Raw genomic sequence first — 10,229 nt, 5'->3', positions numbered from 1 at the left:
CCCTGGAAGAGGCTTTTGCCGGCAAGACCGCGCAGATCCGGGTGCCGGCGTCGATCTCCTGCTCTGAATGTTCGGGCAGCGGCGCCAAGCCCGGCACCCAGCCCGTCACCTGCTCGATGTGCAACGGCCACGGCAAGGTGCGCGCCACGCAAGGTTTCTTCTCGATCGAACGGACCTGCCCGCAATGCCAGGGCCGCGGCCAGACAATCAAGGATCCGTGCCCGAAATGCGCCGGCCAGGGCCGCGTCACCGAGGAGCGTTCGCTGTCGGTCAACATCCCGGCCGGCATCGAGGACGGCACCCGCATCCGCCTTGCCAATGAGGGCGAAGCCGGCCTGCGCGGCGGGCCATCGGGCGACCTCTATATTTTCCTGGCGGTCAAACCGCACGAGTTCTTCCAACGCGACGGCGCCGACCTGTATTGCAAGGTGCCGATCTCGATGACGACGGCAGCCCTTGGCGGCTCCTTCGAGGTGACGACGCTGGACGGCACGCAGACAAAGGTCAAGGTGACCGAGGGCACGCAGAACGGGCGCCAGTTCCGTCTCAAGGGCAAGGGCATGCCTGTGCTGCGTCAGCCCAATGTCGGCGACCTCTACATCCAGACCGCGGTCGAGACGCCGCAGAACCTGACCCGCCGCCAGCGTGAGCTGCTGGAGGAGTTCGAACAGCTCTCCTCGCAGGACAATTCGCCCCAATCGAGCGGCTTTTTTGCCCGCATGAAGGATTTTTTCGAGTCCTTTGGCGAACGTTGATGCACTTTGGCCAGCCTAAGCCGATTTGCAACGCGTAAATCCTTGAATCGCGTCACCCCTTGAGACGCGACGAAAATTATCTTATCCACGACATGCGTCCGGCCGCGCCTTGCCTAGCACCGCTCAGGTGCTAAGTAACTTTGCGGGAAGCGCTGAGGAGAGCTTGCATGACACGTGGCCCTGGACTGCGGAAGGCGCTTGTCGAAAAGTTCGACGACGAACTCAAATTCTTCAAGGGCTGGATCGACAAGCCGAAGGCGGTTGGTTCGATCGTGCCCACCAGTTCGGTCACCGCGCGCAAAATGGCCTCGATCGTCAATCCTAAATCCGGCCTGCCGGTGCTTGAGGTCGGCCCCGGTACCGGCGTGATCACCCGCGCCATCCTCGCTCAGGGCGTGCGGCCCGAAAACCTCTACGCGGTCGAGTATTCCGCGGATTTCGTCCGTCATCTGCGGCGGCTCTATCCCGGCGTCAACGTCATCGAGGGCGATGCCTTCAATCTCAACGCCACGCTTGGCGACAAGAGCGGGATGATCTTCGATTCCGTCGTTTCCGGCGTGCCGCTGCTCAACTTCCCGGTCGCCCAGCGCATTGCCTATATCGAGAGCCTGCTCGACCGCATCCCGGCCGGACGGCCGATCGTGCAGCTGACCTACGGCCCGATGTCGCCGATCCCGGCCGGCCGTGGCAATTATACGGTCAAGCATTTCGATTTCATCCTTCGCAACATCCCGCCGACCCAGCTGTGGATCTACCGCCGCGAAGCGCATTAGTTTCTCGGAGCGGAACCGCTCGGCGACTCGCGCAAACTCTATGACTTCGTCATCCACGGGCGGAGCAAGGAGCGCAGCGACGCAGCGCAGACCCGAGGATCCATGCCGCGACTTCCGAGTGCACGCCACGGCGCAGAGTTCTGTTCCGCCGCACTCTACGGTCAAGGTCACGGAATGGATCCCAGGGTCTCCGCGACGGAGCTTCGCTCCTGCTTCGCCCAGGGATGACGAAGTTGGCGTTGATTTGCTCGATCCTTGGCTGTACCTGTCCGGGAGCAAGGGTGGCCAATGGCAGTGATCCCGAAAATCCTCGTCTTCGCCGGCTCGGTGCGCAGCGGCGCCTATAGCGGCAGGACGGCCGACGTGGCGCAGAAGGAACTTGCCATGCAAGGCGCCGAGGTGACCCGCATCTCGCTTGCCGACTATCCCTTGCCGATCCTGGACGAGGATCTGGAAAAGGAAAAAGGCGTTCCCGAAAACGCCCAGAAACTCGGCCGTCTGGTGATCGCCCATGACGGGCTGCTGATCGCCACGCCCGAATATAACGGCTCCATTCCGCCGCTGCTCAAGAACACGATCGACTGGGTGAGCCGGGTGCGCAGGGATGGCGGGCGGCCGGTGAGGCCACTTGCCGGCAAGGTCGTTGGCCTCTGTTCGTCCTCCAGCGGGCACTTTGCCGGCATCCGCTGCATCAACCATCTGCGCGCCGTGTTGGTACGTTGCCAGATGGAGGTGGTGACGCCGGAATGCTCGGTGCCCGAGGGTGGCAGCGCCTTCGACGAGGACGGCAATTTCCGTGACGAAAGACTGTACAAATCGATGGAGCATCTATGCCGCACGCTGATCGAAACCTCGCGCATGCTGTCCACCCGGATAGAGACATGATTGCCAGCACCTTGCAGGCCCAATCCATGCAGGAAAGGCTGATCGTCGGCCTCGACGTGCCGACAGTGAGAGAAGCCGAGCAGGCGGTGCGCGAACTCGACGGCGTCGTCTCCTTCTACAAGATCGGCTACCAGCTTGCCTTCGCCGGCGGGCTCGATTTCGCCAGGGAACTGACCAGCGGCGGCACCAAGGTCTTCCTCGACATGAAGCTGCTCGACATCGACCACACGGTGGCCAAGGGCGTCGAGAACATCGTCAAGATGGGCATGACCATGCTGACCATCCACGCCTATCCCAAGGCGATGGCGGCGGCGGTGGAAGCAGCGCGCGGCAGCGACCTTTGCCTGCTTGCCGTCAGCGTGCTGACCTCGATGGACGAGCAGGACATGATCGATGTCGGTTACGAGTACGACCCGCATACGCTGGTGCTGCGGCGCTCGGAACAGGCGCTGCATGCCGGCATGGGCGGCATCGTCTGCTCGGCCGCGGAGGCCGAGGCGGTGCGCCGCATCGTCGGACCCGACATGGCGGTGGTGACACCCGGCATCCGGCCGGCGGGCAGCGACCATGGCGACCAGAAGCGCGTCGTGACGCCGGGCCAGGCGATCCGCAACGGCGCCAGCCACCTCGTCGTCGGCCGGCCGATCATTGCTGCGGACAACAAACGGGAAGCGGCCGAAGCCATCCTCGACGAGATGCGCTCGGCCTGAGATTTCCAAGAACAAGTTCGGAGACCAAGAAAATGCCCAAGGGATACTGGATCGCCCGTGTCGATGTGCGCGACGCGGAAGGCTACAAGGACTATGTCGCCGCCGCCAAGCCTGCCTTCGAGCGCTTCGGTGCGAAGTTCCTGGCGCGCGGCGGCGAGCATGAAAAGGCCGAAGGCCCCGGCCGGGCACGCAACGTCATCATAGAGTTCGAATCGCTCGCCGCCGCGCATGATTGCTACCATTCGCCGGAATACCAGCGCGCCGTCGCCATCCGTCAGAAGGTCGCCGACGGCGAAATCGTCCTGGTCGAGGGCGCCTGATGTCCTTGCAAGCATAGTTCCGAAGAAGTCATTCCGGTTTTCGCCGGAGATCATTGCTCAAAATCGGATAAAGCCTGGCGGCGTTTGAAGCCCCGCAGGCGCATTTTACATATCTTTGCTCCGCGATTTCACGGTCATCTGCCTGGCGCAGTTGCCGGGTGCGGAGCCGTGCCGACGAGCGGTCATTCACGCGGGTCGGATCGCCGGTTGACATGCAGGTATTTACCTGCATATTGTGCCTACAACAAGGTGAGGCAGATGGACGCCGACAAGATTTTCAAAGCGCTGGGCGATCCGACACGCAGAAGGCTGCTTGACCTTCTGTGCGAGCAGAACGGGCAGACGCTCAGTCAGCTTTGCGACCATCTGGACATGGCCAGGCAATCCGCCACCCAGCACCTCGACCTGCTGGAGGCGGCCAATCTGGTGAGCACGGTCAAGCGCGGCCGCGAAAAGCTGCATTTCATCAATCCCGTGCCGCTGCACGAAGTCTACGAGCGCTGGGTACGGAAATTCGAACGGCAGCGGCTCAGCCTGCTGCACGACCTGAAGCAAGAACTCGAAGGAGAAGACCGATGACCAGGGAAACGACCAGCTTTGTCTACGTGACCTATATCCGCTCAACGCCGCAGAAGGTGTTCGAGGCCATAATCAAGCCCGAGATCGCGAAGCGCTACTGGGGCCACGAGAACGTCTCCGAATGGACGCCGGGCTCGAAATGGGAACATATCCGCGCCAATGACGAACAGACCGTAGAGCTCGTCGGCGAGGTCGTCGAGATTTCGCCGCCGACCCGCCTTGTCATCACCTGGGCGAATGCTTCGCAGGCCGACGATCCGTCGAAAACCAGCCGGGTGACGTTCGCCATCGAGGAATACGACACCATGGTGCGGCTGACCGTCAGCCATGACGAGCTCGAAGCCGGCAGCGGCATGGCGAAAGGCGTCAGCCAGGGCTGGCCGGCGGTGCTGTCGAGCCTGAAATCCTTCCTCGAAACCGGCAGCGGCATCGACATTTTCGCCAAGCCGAAATCGGCCTGATGTTGCGACCTCAAGCAGAATCAGGCCCGTGGAGAATGACAATGACCAAGCGTTATACCGGCGGCTGCGCATGCGGCGCGATCCGCTACGAAACCAATGACGAGCCGATCTTCCAGAACCACTGCCAGTGCAGCGATTGCCAGAAGCGCTCAGGCACCGGCCACGGATCCTACCTGACCTTCGGCCAGCGTGCCGATATGGCCATCACCGGGGAGGTGAGCACCTGGCGCGTGGCGGGCGCCAGCGGCAACGAAAAAATCCACACCTTCTGTCCAACCTGCGGAACGCCGGTCTTTCTGATACCCGTCGCCATGCCCGAGCTGATAGTGGTCCACGCGGCCAGCCTCGACGATCCGGAACAGTTCAGCCCGCAGATGGTGACCTACACGAGCCACGGCCATGCCTGGGACAAGATGGATCCGTCCTTGCAGGCGGTCGAGCGAATGCCGCAGTGAAACGCGTCCGCCCGTCGGCCCGCGATCTGCCCTCGCGCCTTCAGGCGCGATGCTCTTGGCCGATCAGCCGGCTCGCCGCTGTCTTGGCCATGGCGTCGGCCAGCTCGAGGCCCCATTGCTGGCGGCAATAGGCGCGGAAATCGAAGCAGGGCAGGCCGGGGCAGACCTCGAACTCGATGAGGTGGACGGTGTCGTCGGCCTCGACCCTGAGATCGATGGAAAACACATCGCGCAGGCCGAGCCCGCCCATCAGCCGCTCGGCGATCGCGCGAATCCTGGTGTCGGCGGCCGGCTGGCTGTCGGCAACCGCGACGAGTTCCGGCTCGGCGTAATGTCCCGCCGCTTTCGCTGCCTCCCCGGTGTCGCCGTAGAGCGCCAGGCTGTCGGCCATGGTCTGGAAATCGGCGCCTGAATCGACAAAAGCCACGCCAAGGGCTTCGACCCCGGCGCCAGGCACCAGGCCGAGGAAACTGGCGCGCACATTGCGGCCGGCGACATAGGGCTGGACGACGACATCGTCGCGATAGGCCGAAAAGACGCGCCGGCTAAGCTCCAGCGCATGGCCGAGGTCGGCCACACGCGAGTCCGGCCAGATACCGATCTTGGCGCCGAGCCGATTGGGCTTGACGAACCAGCCGGCGGGCGAGGCCGGCGGCTCGACCAGCCATTGGCCGTCGCGCGCGAGCCCGGCCTGCGGCACCGGCATGCCGAGTGCGCCGAGCACGGCTCCGGAGCGGAACTTGTCCTGACAGAGCGCGAACAGCGCATCATCTGCGCCGACCGTCTTGAAACCGCCCAATCGCGCCAGAGCGGGCGCCGCGCCGCCGCGGAAATAGGCGATGCCGTCGGTCAGCGTCCAGACCAGCGTCGTGCTGGGGTGCTCCTCGGCGAGCACCGTTGCGGCGTCGTCCAGCGCCACTGGCGCAAACGACAGGCCGCGTGCCTGGCAGGCGCGTTCAAGCGCCTCGAATTCAGGAGCGAGATCGGTAGACTGCGCCAGATAGGACGCGATTTCGGCGGCGCGCTGCGGTGCATGACCGTCGGCGACCAGACGGTCGAAACAAGCCTTCTCCGGCTCATGGACGAGGATCAGTCTTGGCTGGCGGCTCGGCATGAGATGAACGTTCCCCGGCAGTGCGATTGCCTACCATCGCACGGTCGAGGCGTCAGGCTCTCGCGAAACCGACACGGCGCGGGCGGTTGCGTGACAACGCACCGTCCGACCGCAGAATCCAGTTCGTTCAGGCGATCAGCACGCGCGGCTCGAAGCGGCCGTTGACGGGAATATCGAGCAGAAAGGTCATGCCGCCCTGCAGATCCAGCAGACGCTGCTTCTCATCCTTGCCCGACCAGGCGGAGGTGACCGCCAGCCGGTCAGCCTTGGCGCCGACAAAGGCCGGGCAGGATGGCTGCGTCACCGGCATGGCGACCGTGCGGACGAGCTTGCCGTCGGGTCCATAGGCTTCGATGACGCTGCCGCCCCAGACGGCATTCCACAGGATGCCGTCGCGGTCGAGCACGGATCCGTCGATATAGCCCTTGGCCGAGCGGTGATCGACGAACAGCTTTGGCTCACCGGCAGGCAGGCCGGTCGCCGGGTCGCAGGCGACGCGCATCAAAAGCCCGGTCGAGGTGTCGGTGTAGTAGGCGATTGCGCCATCCTCGGTAAAACAGATCGAATTGGAGACGGTGATGTCCGAAAACAGCCGGCGCAGTTCGCCTCTGAAAAACCAGTAGATCGAACCGGCGCCTTTTTCCTCGCCCTTGCCCATGGTGCCCATCCACAAGGCGCCGCAGGGGTGGACCCGGGAATCGTTGGAGCGTGTGACCGGATTGTCGGCCTCGACAGGCGTGTGCAGCGTCAGTTTGCCGGTCGCGACATCACGGACATAAAGGCCGGTTTCGGCGGCGATAAGCTGGCGCTTGTCGTCGATGACGGCGATGGCGCTCGCCATTTGGCCAAGCTCATGGACGGTGGCCGCGCCGCCGGACAGTTGCTTTTGCAGAAGCTGACCGTTGACGATGTCGAACCAGTAGAGCGTATCGGTGGCGGGATCGTAGCTCGGCCCCTCGCCGAGCTGGCAGACGTGATCGGAAAAAACCGTAACGATCGCTTCGCTCATCCTGCTTCTCCGAACACCGCATCCCAGGCCACGACGGCAGCATGTGCACGCGCGGCCACCTCGTCGACGCTCATGCCCGGCTTGAACAGGCTGGAGCCCAGTCCAAAGGCGGTCACGCCGGCCGCCTTGTAGCCGGCAAAATCTTTTTCGGAGACGCCGCCGACGGCACCGACCAGCGTTTGCGCCGGCAACACCGCGCGCATCGCGGAAATGCCGCCTGCACCCAGCACGCTCGCCGGGAAGAATTTAAGCGCCGAGGCGCCGAGCTTGATCGCCTGGAAGGCTTCGGTTGGCGTGAACACGCCGGGCATCGTCACCATGCCGTAGTGCATGGCGCGCGCCATCACTTCGGCATCGATGTTGGGACTGACCAGCAGCCGCCCTCCGGCCTGGTGCAAGCCATCGACATCGGCCGGCGTCAGCACCGTGCCGGCACCGACCAGCGCCGTTTTCGGCAGCACTTGGACGATGCGGGCGATCGACGAGAACGGTTGCGGTGAGTTCAGCGGCACTTCGATCGCCTCGATGCCGGCGTCGAACAGTGCCTGGCCCATGGCCATCGCCTCGGTGGGCTTGAGCCCGCGAAGGATGGCAACCAGGCCGCGCTTGAGTTTTGGAAACGGTGCGGTCTGGCTCATCGAGCTGCTCCAATTCTTGCGATCATGCCGTTCTCGCGCGCCGCCTCGACGAGACCTGCACGCACCGCCTCGTCCGCGTCGACGGCCCGGACCTCAAGTCCGGCAAGGCCGAGCGCCTCGCTGTACAGCGTTCCCAGCGCACCGGAGGCGACCAGCACCACGGGTTCCGCACCGGCGCCGTGCCGACGGCTGGCGGAGGCGATCTCGCCGCCGATCAGAAGGCCGGACAGGCAGGCTGCGGCATCGTCGGCTTTCAAATCCTGCAGCAGGCCGGCGGCGCGGATGGAAAACAGCCGCGAGGTGACATCGCCGCCATCGCTCAATGCGGTTTCGCACCAGCGGCGGAAGAACGGATTGTCCGATGTGACGGGCTTTGGATGTTCGCCGAGCGAATGGCGCAGGATCGAATGCGCGGCAAGCACCGAAAACAGCTCGCCGGTCGGCCAGGTGCCGAAGCCGGTGACAGTACCGTCCTCGACCAGCACCCATTTCGAATGGGTACCGGGCATGCAGACCAGCTGGCGCCCCCTGGCCGGCAGGCCGGCGCCGGCAAGCTGGGTTTCCTCGCCGCGCATGACGTCGGGCGCGTCAGTCAGTCGCTGGGCAAGGCCCGGAACGATGCGGATGTCGCGGCTCTGGCCGGGCACGCTGGCGGCACCAGCAAGGATGGCGCTAAGCGGCGCCGGCACGGTGACATAGGGCGCTTCCAGCCAGCCCTGGCGGGATCCGGCCATGCCGCAGATGATGACGGGCAGCGCCGCTGGTGCTCCCATCGCCGCCAGATGCCCTTCGAGGATGGTCGAAAAGCCCTTCTGCTGCGCCGTGATCAGGCCATCATCGCCACGGCGTTCAGCAAGCACCTTGCCTTGCCCGTCGATCAGCCAGACCCGCATGCGGGTCGTGCCCCAGTCGACGGCGGCGACCGCCGGCGCGTTCCCGGCTGGGCTCACAGGAAACCTCCATCGACGACCAGCATCTGCGCTGTCAGCATGCGCGAGGCGTCCGAGGCCAGGAACAGCACGGTGCCGACGATGTCGTCGGGCTGCATCACCTGCTTGATGCATTGCTTGGCGACATGGGCGGCAAGCCCCTGTTCGGTCACCCAGAGCTCCTTCTGCCGCTCGGTGATCACCCAGCCGGGCGCAATGGCATTGACGCGGATGCCGTCGACACCGAGCTTGCCGGCCAGCCCCTTGGTCAGACCGAGGATACCGGCCTTGGCGGCCGTGTAGGACGGCATGTCGGGGTGGTTGATCAGATAGGACGTCGAGGTGAAGTTGATGATCGAGCCGCCGCCCGCCCGCTTCATGCCCGGCGCCACCGCTTGCGCGGTGAAGAAATGCGGCCTGAGATTAATAGCCTGGTTGTTGTCCCAGAACTCGACCGTCACGTCCTCGACGGCGTGGCGTTCATCCCAGGCCGCATTGTTGACCAGCACAGTGACATCGCCATGCGCCTCGGCGGCCTTCGCGGCGGACGCCCGCAGGGCCTCGACGTCGCGTAGGTCGGTCTTGAGATAGAGCGGCCGCTTGCCGAACGCTTTCTCGATGCGGTCGGCAAGGGCCGTGCTTGGGCCGTCGGCGATGTCGATGAAGGCGACATTGGCGCCCTGGCGCACAAACCCCTCGGTCAGGGCAGCACCAATTCCGGAACCGCCGCCGGTGATCAGCACCGAGGCTCCTTCGAGGTCGGCAAAATGCGCCGATGGCATCATCGTTCCTGTCTCCCAGCGCATGACCCCGAAAATCGGATCGATTTTCGGAAAGGGATCATGCGCAAGATGTAAATTGCTACAGCGTCCTTTGCGCGTCCGAAAGGACGCGCGGCGCTGTAGCGTGATCGGCGCGCATCCTAGCCACGCAAGGCGCGTGGGCAAGGGCGAAAGATCGGATTTCTGGGCTTATGTCAGACAAAACGACAATGCGCCGCACCGGATGCGCATGGCGGCACCGTCGGGATTGCGGATCGCGGGGATCGCCGGTCAGATCGCTTTGGCGCGCAGGGCGCCGCGGAAGGAATCACGGAGATAGCCGAGCGTGGCGTCGGCATCGACGGGTTTGCGGAACAGATAGCCTTGCCCGCCGGCACAGCCGAACTGGACGAGGCGGTCGGCCTGCGCTTCCTGCTCAATGCCTTCGGCGACGACGTCCATGCCGAGCCCCTCGCACATTGCGAGAATGGCGCGGATGATGTGCTCCGAGGGACGGTCGTCGAGAATGGAGGAGACGAAGGCGCGATCGATCTTGAGCTTGTCGAAATGGAATTCGCGCAGACGGCCGAGCGAGGACTGGCCGGTGCCGAAATCGTCGAGCGAGACGCGGATGCCGACGCGGCGCAGATCCTCGACGATCTGCGCGGCAGAGGCCGGGTCGTTCATCAGGCCGGTCTCGGTGATCTCGATCTCCAGCCGGCGCGGATCGAAGCCGGTGCGATCGAGGATCGCCAGTATGTGCAGGCCGGTGTTCTGGTCGACGAGCTGCGATGGCGACAGGTTGAAGGACAGGAACAGGTCCTTCGGCCAGCTTCTGGC

At 64.4% G+C, this 10,229-nt stretch carries 14 protein-coding genes; 8 read left to right on the top strand and 6 right to left on the bottom strand.

Translation table 11 applies throughout. From position 1 onward, the window contains the following. The 8 genes from EN964_RS13010 to EN964_RS12975 all read left to right on the top strand — a co-directional run. The coding region (locus EN964_RS13010; RefSeq protein WP_164775805.1) for a molecular chaperone DnaJ at positions 1 to 755 on the top strand (755 nt) is incomplete at its 5' end. A gap of 167 nt (positions 756 to 922) precedes the next feature. Further along, positions 923 to 1,528, top strand: a complete 606-nt coding sequence (gene pmtA, locus EN964_RS13005) for a phospholipid N-methyltransferase PmtA (RefSeq protein WP_023810874.1) — start codon at positions 923 to 925, stop codon at positions 1,526 to 1,528. A 288-nt stretch (positions 1,529 to 1,816) separates the two neighbouring features. Beyond that, positions 1,817 to 2,413 carry an NADPH-dependent FMN reductase gene (locus tag EN964_RS13000; protein ID WP_127266740.1) on the top strand — a complete coding sequence of 199 codons (597 nt, stop codon included), beginning with the start codon at positions 1,817 to 1,819 and terminating at the stop codon, positions 2,411 to 2,413. Further along, complete coding sequence (gene pyrF / locus EN964_RS12995; protein ID WP_164748777.1) at positions 2,410 to 3,123, top strand: orotidine-5'-phosphate decarboxylase; 714 nt, start codon at positions 2,410 to 2,412, stop codon at positions 3,121 to 3,123. Before EN964_RS13000 ends, pyrF begins: the two co-directional genes overlap by 4 nt. A gap of 32 nt (positions 3,124 to 3,155) precedes the next feature. Continuing rightward, entirely contained in the window at positions 3,156 to 3,443 is a 288-nt protein-coding gene (locus EN964_RS12990) for a DUF1330 domain-containing protein (RefSeq protein ID WP_023762651.1), read from the top strand. A 258-nt stretch (positions 3,444 to 3,701) separates the two neighbouring features. Continuing rightward, on the top strand, positions 3,702 to 4,022 hold the full coding sequence (locus tag EN964_RS12985) for a helix-turn-helix transcriptional regulator (protein WP_127266739.1): 321 nt from the start codon (positions 3,702 to 3,704) through the stop codon (positions 4,020 to 4,022). After that, complete coding sequence (locus EN964_RS12980; RefSeq protein WP_127266738.1) at positions 4,019 to 4,483, top strand: SRPBCC family protein; 465 nt, start codon at positions 4,019 to 4,021, stop codon at positions 4,481 to 4,483. The genes EN964_RS12985 and EN964_RS12980 overlap by 4 nt, the downstream gene beginning before the upstream one ends. A 41-nt stretch (positions 4,484 to 4,524) precedes the next feature. Further along, positions 4,525 to 4,938, top strand: a complete 414-nt coding sequence (locus EN964_RS12975; RefSeq protein ID WP_127266737.1) for a GFA family protein — start codon at positions 4,525 to 4,527, stop codon at positions 4,936 to 4,938. 40 nt (positions 4,939 to 4,978) lie between these two features. Here the strand turns inward: EN964_RS12975 and EN964_RS12970 are convergent, their stop codons facing one another. The 6 genes from EN964_RS12970 to EN964_RS12945 form a co-directional block, all read right to left on the bottom strand. Continuing rightward, positions 4,979 to 6,052 carry a D-alanine:D-lactate ligase-like protein gene (locus EN964_RS12970; protein WP_127266736.1) on the bottom strand — a complete coding sequence of 358 codons (1,074 nt, stop codon included), beginning with the start codon at positions 6,050 to 6,052 and terminating at the stop codon, positions 4,979 to 4,981. A gap of 127 nt (positions 6,053 to 6,179) precedes the next feature. After that, the gene (locus tag EN964_RS12965) at positions 6,180 to 7,061 is read right to left on the bottom strand and encodes an SMP-30/gluconolactonase/LRE family protein (protein WP_127266735.1); all 882 of its coding nucleotides are present in this window, start codon (positions 7,059 to 7,061) and stop codon (positions 6,180 to 6,182) included. Beyond that, complete coding sequence (locus EN964_RS12960; protein ID WP_127266734.1) at positions 7,058 to 7,699, bottom strand: 2-dehydro-3-deoxy-6-phosphogalactonate aldolase; 642 nt, start codon at positions 7,697 to 7,699, stop codon at positions 7,058 to 7,060. Before EN964_RS12960 ends, EN964_RS12965 begins: the two co-directional genes overlap by 4 nt. Then, positions 7,696 to 8,649 carry a 2-dehydro-3-deoxygalactonokinase gene (locus EN964_RS12955; protein ID WP_127266733.1) on the bottom strand — a complete coding sequence of 318 codons (954 nt, stop codon included), beginning with the start codon at positions 8,647 to 8,649 and terminating at the stop codon, positions 7,696 to 7,698. Before EN964_RS12955 ends, EN964_RS12960 begins: the two co-directional genes overlap by 4 nt. Then, entirely contained in the window at positions 8,646 to 9,413 is a 768-nt protein-coding gene (locus EN964_RS12950) for an SDR family NAD(P)-dependent oxidoreductase (RefSeq protein WP_023814196.1), read from the bottom strand. The genes EN964_RS12955 and EN964_RS12950 overlap by 4 nt, the downstream gene beginning before the upstream one ends. A 267-nt stretch (positions 9,414 to 9,680) precedes the next feature. Beyond that, a partial coding sequence (locus EN964_RS12945) for an EAL domain-containing protein (RefSeq protein WP_164775804.1) occupies positions 9,681 to 10,229 on the bottom strand: 549 nt, incomplete at its 5' end.

Source organism: Mesorhizobium sp. M7A.F.Ca.CA.001.10.2.1, assembly GCF_003998575.1.
Lineage (GTDB): Bacteria > Pseudomonadota > Alphaproteobacteria > Rhizobiales > Rhizobiaceae > Mesorhizobium.
The sequence above is the reverse complement of the archived record's forward strand: the minus strand, read 5'-3'. Positions and strand labels throughout refer to the sequence as shown.